Source organism: Dyella silvae, assembly GCF_026421305.1.
Taxonomy (GTDB): domain Bacteria; phylum Pseudomonadota; class Gammaproteobacteria; order Xanthomonadales; family Rhodanobacteraceae; genus Dyella; species Dyella silvae.
Window position 1 is genome coordinate 112,585 of record NZ_JAPJBQ010000003.1, and the last position, 14,565, is coordinate 127,149.

The following is a 14,565-nucleotide window of genomic DNA, read 5'->3' on the forward strand; positions in this document are numbered from 1 at the left end:
AGACGGATGAGCGGAGAATAGTGTGCTGAGCACGTGGTTCAAGTTCAAGCAACTGCGGCATTTTGCGGTGGGCGGCATGGCGGCGTTGGTGCTGGCCGGCTGCGCCACGGTATCAGGCGGGTCGGGGCACCGGACAGAAGCCTCCAACCAACCGCTGGGTCGGCTGGTCGTGGCCACCCCGGATGAAGACCATGACCTGATGGCTCAGCTACTTGCGGGCGAAATGGCGCTCACCCGCACCGATCTCAAGGCATCTTCGGCGGCGTACTCCAGCGCCATGATGCTTTCGAACGATCCCAAGGTGGCCGAGCAGGCAGCGGCCCTTGCCATTGCCATACGCGACACCGCTGCCGCACAAGCGGCCATCGCCCGTTGGCAGGCGCTGGGCGCCAAGCCCGCCGGGTTGGCCCAGGCGAGAGCCCAGCTGGCACTGAGTCAGGGCAATACGGATGAGGCACGCCGGCAGCTGGAGCTGCTGGTGAGTACCGGCGACCCGGACGCTTGGCGTCAGTTTGGGCGAGTGCTGGTGGGCAGCCGCGATGCCGCCCAGGCCTCGCAATTACTCGAGGCCGTGGCGACGCCGCAGCGGCTGCCAGCCGACCCGCAAGCCTGGCTGGCCATGAGCGAGCTGGGCGACAAGCTGGGGCGCCATGCCTATGCCATGCAGATAGCCGAAGCGGCCGTTAAGCGGTTCGGCACGGCTGAGACCTACGCCTGGCTGGGCCAGATGAAATTCCGCAATGGCGACAAGGTCGGTGCCAAAGCGTTGTTCGACAAAGCGTTGACCAAGGACCCGAAGAACACGCATCTGCGTCTTGCCTACGCCACCTTGCTGGGGCAGGGCGGGGATTACGCGGGAGCGGCCCGTTTACTGGACAACGGGCCGCAGGATGCCGACACCTATTCCCTCCGGGCGGCGCTGGCGGCGCGGGCCAACGACACCAAGACCATCAATCGTCTGTATAGCCAGCTGCAGCGCTCTCCGGAAGACGTGCGCCAGGGCGCTACGTATCTGTTGGGCCAGCTGGCTGAAATGCTGAATCGCAAGGAAGAGGCGCTGAAGTGGTATGACCAGGTCACCGATGACGACGATCACGCCTTTGACGCCGATCTGCGCAGCGCCGTGCTGTTGCAGGACCTGGGGCGTAGCGCCGAGGCGCACGAACAGCTGGCGCAGATGCAGACCGATTATCTGGATCAGCCCCAGCTGTTGCGTCGCGCCTACGAGGTAGACGCCGAGCTGTACATGGATGAGCAGCAGTACGGGCAGGCCGAGCGTGCGCTTTCGCGCGCGCTGCAGGTGACCCCGGACGATCCGGGGCTGCTTTACAGCCGAGGTCTGGTTTACGCGGAAGAGGGCCAGATCGATCAGGCCGTCAGCGATTTCCATCGTCTGTTGGAAATCAAGCCAGACGACACCGACGCCAGCAACGCACTGGGTTACACCCTGGCCGATGCCAATCGTGACCTGGCGGAGGCGCAGCGACTGATTGAGGCCGCTCGTGCGGCGCGCCCCGACGACCCGGCCATTCAGGATTCCTGGGGCTGGCTGCAGTACCGGCTGGGCCATCTGGACCTGGCGGAAAAGACGCTGCGCGGGGCATGGGCGGCACACAAGGACGCCGATGTCGGCGTGCATTTGGGCGAGGTGCTGTGGAAGCAGGGTCGTCAGCAAGATGCGCGGCGCGTTTTTGACGAAGTGCGTAAGATCGATCCGCAAAGCAGTAACCTCAACAACACTCTCAAGCGCCTCAATCCATGAAGCTTTCCATTCGTCTTCTCGCGGCAGCATTGCCGCTGCTGCTGGCTGCGTGCGTCCACAAAGAAGCAGTGAAGCCCCAAGCGGACTACGCCGTGTTGCTCAACGAGCAGCGTGCCCGCGAGCACTTGCTCGCCAAGACCGATCATTGGGTTTTGCAAGGCAAGATCGGTGTCTCCGGTGAGGTCAATGGCAAGAAAGATGGCGGCAGCGGCACGCTGACCTGGACCCAGAACGGCGACAACTACGAGTTTGTGGTGCGCGGGCCAGTGGGTAGCAAGAGCTTCCGCCTGAGTGTGACGCCGGACGGCGCCACGCTTGAAGGGCTCGATGGTGGTCCCCTGCGCAGCCCCGACGCCGAATCGCTGGTACAGAGCGCCCTGGGCTGGCGCGTGCCGCTGCGCAATTTGCGAGCCTGGGTGCTTGGCATGCGCGCCGATAGCGGCCCGGCTGAGCTGAAGTTCGGCGCCGATGGCCTCCCCGTGCAGCTGACCCAGGACGGCTGGAACGTGAACTACCCGGCATGGGACACCACGCGCCAACCGGCTGTGCCTTCCAAGGTGTTTGCGGACAATCCGCCTTATAAGGTGCGGTTGTCGGTGGAGTCCTGGAGCTTCCAGTAACGCCGGCTCTTTCCCTCTCCCCTCCGGGGAGAGGGTAGGGTGAGGGGCCAAGCTTGCGATAAGGCCGCAAAAATCCGGCTCTATCGTCACGCTTCCGCGAGCACCCACCCCTCACCTCGGTCCTCTCCCCTCCGGGGAGAGGAGGAAACAGCGAGATCCCATGACGTTCCACATCGAACGCGCCCGCCCCGATCAGGTCGACGCCCTTTGCGCCATCGAACGCGCCGCGGTGGAGCTGTTCCGCGGCCATCGCGCCTGGCCTTCCTACCGCCGTGTATCGGTGCCGCCCGAAGTGCTGCGCGAGGCGATCGCGCGCGGGTTGGTGTGGGTGGCGGTGATCGGATCCGGCGAGCCGGTGGGGTTCGTCTGGCTGGACGCGGAAGAAGGCGGCGATGCCATCGGCGTGGCCGAAATGGATGTGCTGCCATCCCATGGCCAGCGCGGCATCGGCGCGGCCCTGCTCGAGCATGCCTGCGGCTGGGCGCGAATGGCGGGCTACCATCGTGTCGATCTGGGCACGCTGTCGGATGTGCCCTGGAATGCGCCGTTCTACGCGAAACACGGTTTCGCCGTCGTCGACAAGAACCGCCCCGAATTCGCTTTTGCCCGTGAGCGCGATATCGAAAACGGATTCCCCGACGACTTGCGCGTGTTTATGAGCCGCCCGTTGGCGCCGCCAGATCTGATGGACTGGACGGTCTGGCCGGCGCCCGCCAAGGTCAACCTGTTCCTGCGTATCACCGGGCGGCGAGCCGACGGCTACCACGAGCTGCAGACCGTGTTCCGATTGCTCGATTGGGGCGATGAAATTCGCCTGCGCGTGCGCCGGGATGGTGAGATCCATCGGCTAACCGAAGTGCCCGGCGTACCTGCCGACAGCGATCTGGTGGTGCGTGCCGCCCGCCTGCTTCAACCCCATGCCCCGGAAGGGGCTGGGGCTGACATCGAGATCGAAAAGCGCATCCCGATGGGCGGCGGCCTCGGTGGTGGCAGCTCTGACGCGGCCACCGTGCTGGTGGCGCTGAACCTTCTCTGGGGTGTCGGCCTGGACGAAGACACCCTGGCTGAGCTGGGCCGCCAGCTGGGCGCGGACGTGCCTGTGTTCGTGCGGGGACGTTCGGCCTGGGCCGAGGGGATCGGCGAAAAACTGACGCCAATGGCCCTTCCGGAGCGTTGGTACGTGGTGCTTGACCCCCATGAACACGTGCCGACCGGCGCACTTTTTCAAGCATCTGAATTGACACGAAATGCGCCGCCAGCGACAATTTCATCCTTTGCTTCGGGCGAAACGGTCGAGAACGCGTTCGCGCCCGTGGTTCGCGCGCGACATTCGCGTGTGGCTGCGGCGCTGGACTGGCTCGACGGCTTCGGCCGGGCAAGGCTTTCTGGCAGCGGTGCGTGTGTGTTTCTGGAGACGGACTCTCCGGAACGTGCCGAGGCCATTGCGGAGCGCTGTCCTGCCAGATTCACGGCCCATGTGGCCAGGGGCGAGGATGTCTCTCCGTTACATGTCGCCCTGGCGCGCCATCGCGGCGTCGACGGGAACGGCAGGTAGCAAAATCCAGTTATTACTGGGGCGTCGCCAAGCTGGTTAAGGCACAGGATTTTGATTCCTGCATGCGAAGGTTCGAATCCTTCCGCCCCAGCCATTTCACACATGGCTCATCAGGTTTAAAAAATGACTGTCGACACGTCCGGCCCGATGCTTTTCACCGGTAATGCCCATCGCGCTCTCGCCGAAGACGTGGCTCAGCGTCTTGGCGTGCCGCTTGGCAAGGCCCTCGTCAGTACGTTCAGCGACGGCGAAGTGCAGGTGGAAATCGAGGAAAACGTCCGCCGCCAGGAAGTATTCGTGTTGCAGCCCACTGGCGCACCGAGTGCGGAGAATCTCTTTGAACTGCTGGTGCTGGTGGATGCGCTCAAGCGCGCCTCGGCAGCCAGTGTTACAGCGGTGATGCCGTACTTCGGCTATGCCCGCCAGGATCGTCGTCCGCGTTCGGCTCGCGTGCCGATCACGGCAAAGCTGGCAGCCAAGCTGATCGGCACCGCCGGCGTGGACCGCGTGCTCACGGTGGACCTGCACGCTGACCAGATCCAGGGTTTCTTCGACATCCCGGTGGACAACGTCTATGCCTCGCCGGTGCTGCTGGCGGACATCTGGCGCAACCACAGCATGGATGACCTGATCGTGGTCAGCCCGGACGTCGGTGGTGTGGTGCGTGCCCGCGCGATGGCCAAGCGCCTCGACGATGCCGATCTGGCAATCATCGACAAGCGCCGCCCGAAGGCGAACGTGGCCACGGTGATGAACATCATCGGTGATGTCGACGGCAAGACCTGCGTGCTGGTCGACGACATCGTGGATACCGCCGGCACCCTGTGCGCGGCTGCTGCGGCTCTCAAGGAGCGCGGCGCCCGCAAGGTGGTGGCGTACTGCGTGCATCCGGTGTTGTCAGGTGCGGCGCTGAAGAACATCGAGGGCTCCCAGCTCGACCAGCTGGTGGTCACCAACACCTTGCCGCTGCGTCCTGATATCGCCGCGTGCAGCAAGATTCGCCAGCTTTCGGTCGCCGAGCTGCTGGCGGAAACGATCCGCCGTATCGCCTTTGGCGAGTCGGTGAGCTCGTTGTACATCGACTGAGTTTTAAGGCGGCGGGCGCGAGCCTGCCGCTGTATTACGACTCCTCTGGTCGCGGGGGAGTCGCCAGACTGCCGCGAGGCAGCTCACTACTGATAGGCAATACCAACATGGCTATGACTCACGAAATTAAGGCTACGAGCCGCAACGACGAGGGGAAAGGTGCGAGCCGCCGCCTGCGTCGCTCTGGCTTCGTTCCTGCCGTTGTCTACGGCGCCAACCAGGATCCGCAGAGCATCCAGATCGAGCACAACACCATCCTTCTGTCGGCCAAGCACGAGTGGTTCTTCTCCTCGGTGCTCGACCTGAACGTCGATGGCAAGGTGCAGAAGGTGCTGGTGCGCGACTGGCAGAAGCATCCGTACAAGCTGCAGATGCTGCACATGGACTTCCAGCGCGTTGACGAAAACGCCGCCATCCACCTGCGCGTGCCGGTGCACTTCCTGAACCAGGACAAGTCGCCCGCTGCCAAGACCTCGGGCGTGGTGATCTCGCACAACGTCACCGAAGTGGAAGTCTCCTGCCTGCCGAAGGACCTGCCGGAGTTCATCGAACTCGACCTGTCCGACCTGAAGCCGGGCGACATCATCCACCTCTCGCAGCTCAAGCTGCCGAAGGGCGTGGAAATCGTCGCGCTGCACCTCGGTGCGGATCACGACATCGCCGTCGTCACCGCCAATGCGGTGAAGGAAGAGGCTGAAGAAGCCCCGGCCGCCGAAGGCGAGGCCGCTCCGGCCGCTGAAGCTCCCAAGAAGTAAGTCGCAGCGGCCCGCGTTCATCACGAGCGCGGGCCGCACGATCTTATGGCGGGTCTTCGACTCATTGTCGGGCTGGGCAACCCCGGTGCCGAATATCTCCGAACCCGGCACAACGCCGGGTTCTGGTTTGTTGACGCCCTGGCGTCAGGGCAGAGCGAGCGCTTCGGTTTCGACGGCAAGCTGCATGGCGAAACCTGCAAGGTGCGCATCGGCGGTCAGTCGGTATGGCTGCTCAAACCTTCCACATTCATGAACAAGAGCGGCATCGCCGTTGCTTCGGCGCTGCGCTATTACAAGATCGAGCCCGACGAGTGCCTCGTGGCGCATGACGAGCTGGATCTCGACGCCGGCACGGTGCGTATGAAGTTCGATGGCGGCCATGGCGGCCAGAATGGGTTGCGCGACATCATTGCGCACCTGGGGCACGCCAAGTTCCATCGCATGCGCGTCGGCATTGGCCACCCGGGTCACAAAGACAAGGTGACGCCATGGGTGCTCGGGCGCCCGTCCGTGAAGGACGAGGACGCTATCATCGACGGCATTGCGCGTGCGCTCGACGTGCTGCCGCTGGCGGTCGATGGCCAGTTCGACAAGGCCATGCAACAACTACACACCCCGGGAACGGGCAATACGGCCGCTCGCTGATCGCATCAGCCGGCGCTTTGCATCAACCCCTTTCCCTGATTACAGCTTCGCGGAGTTCCCATGGGCATCAAATGCGGCATCGTCGGCCTGCCTAACGTCGGCAAGTCCACCCTGTTCAACGCGCTGACCAAGGCGGGTATCGCTGCGGCCAACTTCCCGTTCTGCACCATCGAGCCAAATGTGGGCGTCGTGCCGGTGCCGGATCCGCGCCTGAACGCGTTGTCGGACATCGTCAACCCGCAGAAGGTGATTCCGACCGCCGTCGAATTCGTCGACATCGCGGGCCTGGTGGCCGGTGCGTCGAAGGGTGAAGGCCTGGGCAACAAGTTCCTGGCGCACATCCGCGAAGTGGATGCCATTACGCACGTCGTGCGTTGCTTCGAGCATACCGACATCATCCATGTGGCCGGCAAGGTCGATCCCATTGCCGACATCGAAACCATCGATACCGAGCTTGCGCTGGCTGACCTGGATTCCGTCGAAAAGGCGCTGAACCGGGCCGAGCGCGCTGCCAAGGCCAACGACAAGGAAGCCGTGGCGAAGAAGCCCGTGCTTCAGAAGCTTGCCGCGGGCCTCAATGAAGGCAAGTCCGCTCGCAGCCTGGGTCTGGATGAGGAGGAAAAGGCACTCGTGCGTGACCTGTTCCTGCTCACGCTGAAGCCACTGATGTATATCGCCAACGTGCGCGAAGACGGCTTCGAAAACAATCCGCATCTCGACGCGGTGCGTGCTCGCGCGGTCGTCGAAGGGGCTGAAGTGGTGCCGGTGTGCGCCGCGATCGAGGAGGAGCTCTCGCAGCTCGACGACGCGGACCGCGACGAATTTCTCAAGGATCTGGGTCTGGACGAGCCGGGCCTCAACCGCGTGATTCGCGCGGGCTACAAGCTGCTCAATCTGCAGACCTATTTCACGGCTGGCGTGAAAGAGGTGCGCGCCTGGACGATCAGGCGTGGGTTTACCGCACCGCAGGCGGCGGGTGTGATCCACACCGACTTCGAGCGCGGCTTCATTCGTGCGGAAACCGTCAGCTACGACGATTTCATCCAGTACAAGGGTGAGTCGGGCGCGGCTGCCGCGGGTCGTCTGCGCAAAGAGGGCAAGGACTACGTTGTGAAAGATGGCGACGTGCTGCACTTCCTGTTCAACGTCTGATCGGTTGCTGCATTTCCAAAAAAAAGCCGCGCACTGCGCGGCTTTTTTTGTGCCCGGTCAAAAGGCCTTTCGAACATCAAAGCGCCCGCCGATATGGCTTGTCGCTCCGAGGGCCGCATGTTGTTATGCGGGGCATGAGCGAACTGCGATTTCGATTGGCACACATCGATGACGCTCCGGCTATCGCTGTGCTGGCGCGCCGGGTAGTGCGTCGCTGGATCATTCCCGAGCAGCCACCCGAGGGCGTCGCAGTCATTGAGGCGGGGCTGGTCACGCCGGTCATTCGCGAAAAGATCCGCACGGGCGAGCGCTTCCACCTGGCCTTTGTGGATGGCGTGCTGGCGGGTATCGCCGCAGTGCGCCATGACAGCCATGTGTTCCTGCTGTTCGTCGGTACGCGTCATCAGGGGCGAGGCATCGCCAGCAAGCTCTGGCGCCGCCTGCGCCTCGATTGCATGCGCCGGGCCGGCACCCGGATATTCACGCTCAATGCGGCTCGGGGGGCCATACCGGTCTACCTGCATCTCGGGTTTGTTTATGACCGGGATCCTGCAAGAAGGCGTGGGAAAGTCGTCAGTACGCCGATGATCTACCGAATGGATGATCATGCTTAACGCGTGTCAGTCGTGTGCGGCCATGCGACGCAGCGCATAATGACGACTTTCCCGTACTCCGGAGTCCCCGCGCCATGCCCGGCAAGCAACACGAAGTGAATTTCCGTTTCCTGGCCCAGCCGACCGACGTCAATTTCGGTGGCAAGGTGCACGGCGGCATGGTGATGAAGTGGATCGACCAGGCGGGCTATGCGTGTGCGGTGGCTTGGAGCGGGGCGTATTGCGTCACGGCAGCGGTGAGCGGCATTCAGTTCGTGGCCCCGATTCTCATTGGTGACCTGGTGACTGTGCGGGCACGCGTCATTCACACTGGCCGGTCGAGCATGCATATGGCGGTGGACGTACTGGCACGTGATCTGCGCAAGGACGAACTCCATCTGGCCACCAGTTGCGTCATGGTGTTCGTGGCGCTGGACGCGCCGGACGGCAAGCCCACGTCAGTGCCGGCCTGGCAGCCTCGCGACGACAAGGAGCGCCTGCTGCAGGAGCAGGCCATGAAGCTGATGAACCTGTCCAAGGAGATGGCGCAATTGGTCGATGCGCACGTTGCCGAGGGCGTTTGACGCACGAATGCGGCGCAGTGAAAAAAATCGCGAAAAACCGTCAATTTTTCCGTGATAGGTGTTGACAGCTTCGAGGCTGATCCACACAATAGCCGTTCTTTGTTGGAGGGATACCCAAGCGGCCAACGGGGGCAGACTGTAAATCTGCTGGCTTACGCCTTCGGTGGTTCGAATCCACCTCCCTCCACCAGACGATTTCCGCGAAGGCTGATTCAACCAGGCGGGAGTAGTTCAATGGTAGAACCTCAGCCTTCCAAGCTGATGGTGCGGGTTCGATTCCCGTCTCCCGCTCCATTGAAGTCGTCTCAGGTGTTTTTTGTGCTCATGTAGCTCAGTCGGTAGAGCACTTCCTTGGTAAGGAAGAGGTCGCTGGTTCGATTCCAGTCATGAGCACCATCTCACCGCGGTCCGCGGGTACCATTTCACTTTTCATCATTTGACTCCATCGGGGTTTTAGACGTATGGCAAAGGGTAAATTCGAACGCACCAAGCCGCACGTCAACGTCGGCACGATTGGTCACGTGGACCACGGCAAGACGACGCTGACGGCAGCACTGACCAAGGTGGGTGCAGAGCGCTTCGGTGGCGAATTCAAGGCGTATGACGCGATCGACGCGGCGCCGGAAGAAAAGGCACGTGGTATCACGATTTCGACCGCGCACGTCGAATACGAATCGCCGAACCGCCACTACGCCCACGTGGACTGCCCGGGCCACGCCGACTACGTGAAGAACATGATCACGGGTGCGGCGCAGATGGACGGCGCGATCCTGGTGTGCTCGGCCGCTGACGGCCCGATGCCGCAGACCCGCGAACACATCCTGCTGTCGCGTCAGGTGGGCGTGCCGTACATCGTCGTGTTCCTGAACAAGGCCGACATGGTGGACGACGCCGAGCTGCTCGAGCTGGTTGAGATGGAAGTGCGTGAGCTGCTGTCGAAGTACGAGTTCCCGGGCGACGACACCCCGATCATCAAGGGTTCGGCCAAGCTGGCGCTGGAAGGCGACCAGTCGGAAATCGGCGTGCCGGCGATCATCGCCCTCGTCGAAGCGCTGGACAGCTACATTCCGGAGCCGCAGCGCGCGATCGACCAGCCGTTCCTGATGCCGGTGGAAGACGTGTTCTCGATCTCGGGCCGCGGCACCGTGGTGACCGGTCGTATCGAGCGCGGCATCATCAAGGTGGGTGACGAAGTCGAAGTGGTCGGTATCCGTCCGACCCAGAAGACCACCGTCACCGGCGTGGAAATGTTCCGCAAGCTGCTGGACCAGGGTCAGGCAGGCGATAACGCCGGTCTGCTGCTCCGCGGCCTGAAGCGCGACGACGTCGAGCGTGGTCAGGTGCTGGCCAAGCCGGGCACCATCACCCCGCACACCGACTTCGAAGCTGAAGTGTACGTGCTGTCGAAGGACGAAGGTGGTCGTCACACCCCGTTCTTCAAGGGCTACCGCCCGCAGTTCTACTTCCGCACGACCGACGTGACCGGCGCGATCGAACTGCCGGAAGGCGTCGAGATGGTCATGCCGGGCGACAACATCAAGATGGTTGTCAGCCTGATCCACCCGATCGCCATGGACCAGGGTCTGCGCTTCGCTATTCGCGAAGGCGGCCGTACCGTCGGCGCCGGCGTGGTGGCCAAGGTCATCAAGTAAGCTGTACACTGGGAAGTCGCCCGCTCTGCGGGCCGCAAGGATCCAGGGTGGGGTGGTTTAGGCCTCCTCACCTTCGGAAAGGTGCCGAAAGGCACCACCTTGTGGCGGCAAAGCGAGCGACTTCACCTATTTTCTGAATACGCCAGTAGCTCAATTGGCAGAGCAGCGGTCTCCAAAACCGCAGGTTGGGGGTTCGAGTCCCTCCTGGCGTGCCATCTTCCCGAGGATCCACGACGGGTGGTGGATGGCATGCAGACCGTAACCCGGTCGATGCCTCTCTCATCCGATCACGTCGCATGAATACGAAGGCAGAATCGACCAAGGGCACCACTGGTGCCGATATCGCCAAGCTGGTGCTGGCCGTGATCGTGCTGGCAGCCGGCATTTTTGCGTATTCGTGGTTTGGCAGCGATGGCTCGGTGCCGCAATCGGTGCGCCTGCTTGGCGTAGTGGCTGCACTGGCTATCTCGCTGGCCATCGGTGCGTTTACGGCACCGGGGCGCCGCGTGCGCAGCTTCCTCGGTGAATCGCAGTTCGAACTGCGCAAGGTGGTCTGGCCCACGCGCGACGAGACGCTCAAGACGACCGGCATCATCATTGTCGTGGTCATTGTTCTCTCGTTGCTGTTGGGTCTGATCGATCTGATCCTGAAGTCGGTCGTGCTCGACTGGCTGCTCAAGCTTGGTACGTGAGGTGATGGCATGAGCAAGCGTTGGTATGTGGTGCACGCCTATTCGGGCTTCGAAAACCAGGTGAAGCGTTCGCTCGATGAGCGGATCCGTCGCGCTGGTATGGAAGAGAAGTTCGGCGAAGTGTTGGTGCCGACCGAAGAGGTTATCGAAATGCGCAGCGGCCAGAAGCGCCGCAGCGAGCGCAAGTTCTTCCCGGGTTACGTCCTCGTGCAGATCGAGACGGACACCGAGGGCAAAGCGCCCCGCATCGATGACGAGTGCTGGCATTTGGTTAAGGAAACCCCGAAAGTCATGGGGTTCATTGGCGGCACGGCGGATCGCCCGCTGCCGATCCGTGACTCGGAGGCTGATGCCATCCTGAGTCGCGTCCGTGAAGGCGTCGAGAAGCCCAAGCCCAAGGTGCTGTTTGAGCCGGGCGAGATGGTTCGCGTCACCGACGGCCCGTTCAACGATTTCAACGGCGTGGTCGAAGAGGTCAACTACGAAAAGAGCCGCCTGCGCGTCGCGGTGCTCATTTTCGGCCGCTCGACGCCGGTCGAGCTCGAGTTCGGTCAGGTCGAAAAGGCCTGATCTGGCTCTACAGCAAGCTTCGGCACGGGGCTTGCTTAAAACTTGATCAGTCTCTATAGTATGCGGTTCACGCTGGGATTTTAGCCCCGGCGTGTCCGTGTTTTGGGGTTCGCGGGACAGCGGGCCTTCCTCTTTCAGGGAACGACAACACTGCGAGGAGCCGCAAGGCGCTTGAACTCGCGAGGAAAATTCAATGGCAAAGAAAGTTGTTGGTTACATCAAGCTGCAGGTCAAGGCCGGTCAGGCCAACCCGTCGCCGCCGGTGGGTCCGGCCCTCGGTCAGCGCGGCCTGAACATCATGGAATTCTGCAAGGCGTTCAATGCCGCCACGCAGAAGATGGAGCCGGGTCTCCCGATTCCCGTGATCATCACGGCCTACTCGGACCGTAGCTTCACCTTTATCACCAAGACCCCGCCGGCATCGATCCTGATCAAGAAGGTCACGGGCATTGCCAAGGGTTCGTCCAAGCCGAACACCGATAAGGTCGGCAAGATCACCCGCAAGCAGCTGGAAGACGTTGCGAAGCAGAAGGAGCCGGATCTCACGGCTGCTGATCTGGACGCCGCGGTGCGCACCATTGCCGGTAGCGCGCGCAGCATGGGCTTTGTGGTGGAGGGCTAAGAGATGGCAAAGATCACGAAGCGTATGAAGGCGGCCCAGGCCGCAGTGCAGCCGGGCAAGCTCTATGGCCTGGAAGAAGCCCTGAACATCGTCAAGAACAACGCCAAGGCCAAGTTCGCTGAGTCCGTGGACGTTGCCGTCCGCCTCGGCATCGACGCCAAGAAGTCCGACCAGGGCGTGCGTGGTTCGTCGCTGCTGCCGCACGGCACCGGCAAGACCGTCAAGGTCGCCGTGTTCGTGCCGGCCGGTGAGAAGGCCGAGGCCGCCAAGGCCGCCGGCGCTGACGCCGTCGGTATGGACGATCTGGCCGAGCGCATGCAGGCTGGCGATCTCGACTTCGGTCGCGTCATTGCCACGCCGGACGCCATGCGCGTGGTCGGTAAGCTCGGTCAGCTGCTCGGCCCCCGCGGCCTGATGCCGAACCCGAAGGACGGCTCGGTCACCGCCGACGTCGCCACGGCCGTCAAGAACGCCAAGGCCGGCCAGGTGAAGTTCCGCAACGACAAGGCGGGCATCATCCACGCCACCATCGGCAAGGCCAGCTTCGACGCTGCCCAGCTCGCGGACAACCTGAACGCGCTGGTCAACGACCTGCTGAAGGCCAAGCCGGCGACCGCCAAGGGTCAGTACCTGCAGAAGGTCGCTCTGTCGTCGACCATGGGCGTGGGCGTTCCGGTCGATGCATCGACCCTGTCGGTGTCGACCAAGTAAGAGTTGAAGTCCTGCACCGTCTCAATGGCGGTGCGGGCAAGTTTTTGAAGGCAGGCCCTGGTGTTTCACCGGAGTCGCCGTCAAAGACCGCAGGCGCGATCAACGCGTCACGACGACGAGCAGGGAGCTCGTGTTGGCAAGGAAACGCCGTCGTGGCTAGCGGGTTCGCTTAATCGGATTCCTCGTGAATCTGGCCTGCGTAGATGGTGCTGCCCCTTCTGGAATCCTGATGTTCTAGGAATGTGTTCTGGAAAGGCCACCACCCGGGATCTCGCGATCCCCGACGTCATGGAAGGCGTCGCTCAGGACCGCAAGCGGCAGGAGTCGCAAGCGGATTTCATAGTGGAGGAGTGATATGGCTCTGAATCTCTCTCAGAAGCAAGAAGTAGTCGCCGAACTGGCAGAAGTTGCCGCGAAGGCTCACTCCTTGGTCGCTGCCGAGTACGCGGGCACCACGGTCGAACAAATGACCGCGATGCGCAAGAAGGCTCGTGAAAGCGGTGTGTTCCTGAAGGTTGTCAAGAACACGCTGGCTTCGCGCGCCGTCGTCGGTACCGAGTTCGAGGTCGTCAAGGACGCCCTGACCGGTCCGCTGATGTACGCGTTCTCGATGGAGGAGCCCGGCGCTGCCGGTCGCCTGATCAAGGAATTCGCCAAGAGCAACGACAAGCTGAAGGCCAAGGTCGTCTCCGTGGAAGGCAAGCTGCTGCCTGCTACCCACGTGGAAGTACTGGCCTCGCTGCCGACCCGCGAAGAAGCGCTGGCCATGCTGGCCCGCGTCCTCGCCGAGCCCGCTGCCATGTTTGCCCGCGCCGTCAAGGCCGTGGCCGACAAGCAGGGTGGTGGCGAAGTCGCCGCGGAAGCCACGGCTGAAGCCTAAGTTCGACGCTTATCTAAATCGAATCAATTTCCAGAGGTAAATCAAAATGTCCCTGACTAACGATCAGATCGTTGAAGCCGTTGCCGCCAAGTCGCTCATGGAAGTGATGGAGCTGGTGAAGGCCATCGAAGAGAAGTTTGGCGTGTCCGCTGCTGCCCCGGTCATGATGGCCGCTGGTCCGGCTGCTGCCGGCCCGGCTGCTGAAGAGCAGACCGAGTTCGACGTCATCCTGAAGAGCGCCGGCGACAAGAAGGTCGACGTGATCAAGGCCGTTCGCGCCATCACGGGCCTGGGCCTGAAGGAAGCGAAGGACCTGACCGAGGCCGGTGGCGTCGTGAAGGAAGCCGCTTCGAAGGAAGACGCTGCGAAGTTCAAGAAGGACCTCGAAGCTGCCGGCGCCACGGTCGAACTGAAGTAATTGGCGCTCTTGCGCGCCGTCAGTTTGATCTAGCGTCAAGCCAAGCCTGGGGGCGTAAGCCCCCGGGCTTTGGCCGTTGCAAAGGGCCTTTACCGTGGTGAGGCCTGTAACGACCAAGTGTCATCTTTTCTGGTTCGTGTTTTACCCGTCAGGAAGACAGGATTGAAAGGTCTGCAATGTATCGCCGACCTTTGATTCATGCCTTTTTGACGCATCGACAAGCAGGGCAGCACAACCTGTTCGTCGACGGCAGACACAGCTTTCACAA

The 14,565-nt window shown here is 62.5% G+C and carries 16 protein-coding genes and 5 tRNA genes; all 21 read left to right on the top strand.

The features are described from left to right. Positions 1-76 precede the first annotated feature (76 nt). The 21 genes from OQE56_RS08950 (at position 77) to rplL (ending at position 14,297) form a co-directional block, all read left to right on the top strand. Positions 77-1,762 (top strand): tetratricopeptide repeat protein, encoded by a 1,686-nt coding sequence (locus OQE56_RS08950; RefSeq protein WP_425601617.1) that lies wholly within the window; start codon positions 77-79, stop codon positions 1,760-1,762. Then, positions 1,759-2,382 (top strand): lipoprotein insertase outer membrane protein LolB, encoded by a 624-nt coding sequence (gene lolB, locus OQE56_RS08955; protein ID WP_267223630.1) that lies wholly within the window; start codon positions 1,759-1,761, stop codon positions 2,380-2,382. The genes OQE56_RS08950 and lolB overlap by 4 nt, the downstream gene beginning before the upstream one ends. Before the next feature lie 160 nt (positions 2,383-2,542). Beyond that, positions 2,543-3,937 carry a 4-(cytidine 5'-diphospho)-2-C-methyl-D-erythritol kinase gene (gene ispE / locus OQE56_RS08960; RefSeq protein WP_267223631.1) on the top strand — a complete coding sequence of 465 codons (1,395 nt, stop codon included), beginning with the start codon at positions 2,543-2,545 and terminating at the stop codon, positions 3,935-3,937. 17 nt (positions 3,938-3,954) lie between these two features. Beyond that, positions 3,955-4,031: transfer RNA gene (locus OQE56_RS08965), tRNA-Gln, on the top strand. Positions 4,032-4,084: 53 nt separating this feature from the next. Continuing rightward, on the top strand, positions 4,085-5,023 hold the full coding sequence (locus OQE56_RS08970; RefSeq protein WP_425601618.1) for a ribose-phosphate diphosphokinase: 939 nt from the start codon (positions 4,085-4,087) through the stop codon (positions 5,021-5,023). A gap of 107 nt (positions 5,024-5,130) precedes the next feature. Beyond that, entirely contained in the window at positions 5,131-5,778 is a 648-nt protein-coding gene (locus OQE56_RS08975; protein ID WP_267223633.1) for a 50S ribosomal protein L25/general stress protein Ctc, read from the top strand. Positions 5,779-5,823: 45 nt separating this feature from the next. Continuing rightward, complete coding sequence (pth, locus tag OQE56_RS08980; RefSeq protein WP_267223634.1) at positions 5,824-6,423, top strand: aminoacyl-tRNA hydrolase; 600 nt, start codon at positions 5,824-5,826, stop codon at positions 6,421-6,423. A 60-nt stretch (positions 6,424-6,483) separates the two neighbouring features. Beyond that, positions 6,484-7,575 carry a redox-regulated ATPase YchF gene (ychF, locus tag OQE56_RS08985; RefSeq protein ID WP_267223635.1) on the top strand — a complete coding sequence of 364 codons (1,092 nt, stop codon included), beginning with the start codon at positions 6,484-6,486 and terminating at the stop codon, positions 7,573-7,575. A gap of 134 nt (positions 7,576-7,709) precedes the next feature. Beyond that, the gene (locus OQE56_RS08990; RefSeq protein WP_267223636.1) at positions 7,710-8,189 is read left to right on the top strand and encodes a GNAT family N-acetyltransferase; all 480 of its coding nucleotides are present in this window, start codon (positions 7,710-7,712) and stop codon (positions 8,187-8,189) included. 74 nt (positions 8,190-8,263) lie between these two features. Next, on the top strand, positions 8,264-8,752 hold the full coding sequence (locus OQE56_RS08995; RefSeq protein WP_267223637.1) for an acyl-CoA thioesterase: 489 nt from the start codon (positions 8,264-8,266) through the stop codon (positions 8,750-8,752). A 104-nt stretch (positions 8,753-8,856) separates the two neighbouring features. Then, positions 8,857-8,942: transfer RNA gene (locus OQE56_RS09000), tRNA-Tyr, on the top strand. Positions 8,943-8,972: 30 nt separating this feature from the next. Continuing rightward, positions 8,973-9,046 (top strand) — tRNA-Gly (locus OQE56_RS09005). A gap of 26 nt (positions 9,047-9,072) precedes the next feature. Next, positions 9,073-9,148 (top strand) — tRNA-Thr (locus tag OQE56_RS09010). Between the two features lie 65 nt (positions 9,149-9,213). Further along, positions 9,214-10,404, top strand: a complete 1,191-nt coding sequence (gene tuf / locus OQE56_RS09015) for an elongation factor Tu (RefSeq protein WP_267223639.1) — start codon at positions 9,214-9,216, stop codon at positions 10,402-10,404. Positions 10,405-10,543: 139 nt separating this feature from the next. Beyond that, positions 10,544-10,619, top strand: a tRNA-Trp gene (locus OQE56_RS09020). A gap of 81 nt (positions 10,620-10,700) precedes the next feature. Next, positions 10,701-11,096, top strand: a complete 396-nt coding sequence (secE, locus tag OQE56_RS09025) for a preprotein translocase subunit SecE (protein ID WP_267223640.1) — start codon at positions 10,701-10,703, stop codon at positions 11,094-11,096. Between the two features lie 9 nt (positions 11,097-11,105). Then, positions 11,106-11,666 (top strand): transcription termination/antitermination protein NusG, encoded by a 561-nt coding sequence (nusG, locus tag OQE56_RS09030; RefSeq protein WP_019464004.1) that lies wholly within the window; start codon positions 11,106-11,108, stop codon positions 11,664-11,666. Between the two features lie 193 nt (positions 11,667-11,859). Continuing rightward, positions 11,860-12,288, top strand: coding sequence for a 50S ribosomal protein L11 (gene rplK, locus OQE56_RS09035; RefSeq protein WP_267223642.1), 429 nt, complete (start codon positions 11,860-11,862; stop codon positions 12,286-12,288). A gap of 3 nt (positions 12,289-12,291) precedes the next feature. Next, positions 12,292-12,999: a 50S ribosomal protein L1 gene (rplA, locus tag OQE56_RS09040; RefSeq protein ID WP_267223643.1), complete on the top strand. Its 708-nt coding sequence runs from the start codon at positions 12,292-12,294 to the stop codon at positions 12,997-12,999. 355 nt (positions 13,000-13,354) lie between these two features. Next, positions 13,355-13,879, top strand: a complete 525-nt coding sequence (rplJ, locus tag OQE56_RS09045; protein WP_267223644.1) for a 50S ribosomal protein L10 — start codon at positions 13,355-13,357, stop codon at positions 13,877-13,879. Positions 13,880-13,925: 46 nt separating this feature from the next. After that, a complete protein-coding gene (rplL, locus tag OQE56_RS09050; RefSeq protein ID WP_199045690.1) occupies positions 13,926-14,297 on the top strand; it encodes a 50S ribosomal protein L7/L12 in 372 nt (123 codons plus the stop codon). Positions 14,298-14,565 lie beyond the last annotated feature (268 nt).

Coding starts and splice junctions, on each gene's coding strand:
- OQE56_RS08975 (WP_267223633.1), top strand. CDS start 5,131: ATGGCTATGACTCACGAAATTAAGGCTACGAGCCGCAACGACGAGGGG.
- rplJ (WP_267223644.1), top strand. CDS start 13,355: ATGGCTCTGAATCTCTCTCAGAAGCAAGAAGTAGTCGCCGAACTGGCA.
- rplA (WP_267223643.1), top strand. CDS start 12,292: ATGGCAAAGATCACGAAGCGTATGAAGGCGGCCCAGGCCGCAGTGCAG.
- lolB (WP_267223630.1), top strand. CDS start 1,759: ATGAAGCTTTCCATTCGTCTTCTCGCGGCAGCATTGCCGCTGCTGCTG.
- rplL (WP_199045690.1), top strand. CDS start 13,926: ATGTCCCTGACTAACGATCAGATCGTTGAAGCCGTTGCCGCCAAGTCG.
- rplK (WP_267223642.1), top strand. CDS start 11,860: ATGGCAAAGAAAGTTGTTGGTTACATCAAGCTGCAGGTCAAGGCCGGT.
- tuf (WP_267223639.1), top strand. CDS start 9,214: ATGGCAAAGGGTAAATTCGAACGCACCAAGCCGCACGTCAACGTCGGC.
- nusG (WP_019464004.1), top strand. CDS start 11,106: ATGAGCAAGCGTTGGTATGTGGTGCACGCCTATTCGGGCTTCGAAAAC.
- ispE (WP_267223631.1), top strand. CDS start 2,543: ATGACGTTCCACATCGAACGCGCCCGCCCCGATCAGGTCGACGCCCTT.
- secE (WP_267223640.1), top strand. CDS start 10,701: ATGAATACGAAGGCAGAATCGACCAAGGGCACCACTGGTGCCGATATC.
- OQE56_RS08970 (WP_425601618.1), top strand. CDS start 4,085: ATGCTTTTCACCGGTAATGCCCATCGCGCTCTCGCCGAAGACGTGGCT.
- OQE56_RS08990 (WP_267223636.1), top strand. CDS start 7,710: ATGAGCGAACTGCGATTTCGATTGGCACACATCGATGACGCTCCGGCT.
- ychF (WP_267223635.1), top strand. CDS start 6,484: ATGGGCATCAAATGCGGCATCGTCGGCCTGCCTAACGTCGGCAAGTCC.
- OQE56_RS08950 (WP_425601617.1), top strand. CDS start 77: ATGGCGGCGTTGGTGCTGGCCGGCTGCGCCACGGTATCAGGCGGGTCG.
- OQE56_RS08995 (WP_267223637.1), top strand. CDS start 8,264: ATGCCCGGCAAGCAACACGAAGTGAATTTCCGTTTCCTGGCCCAGCCG.
- pth (WP_267223634.1), top strand. CDS start 5,824: ATGGCGGGTCTTCGACTCATTGTCGGGCTGGGCAACCCCGGTGCCGAA.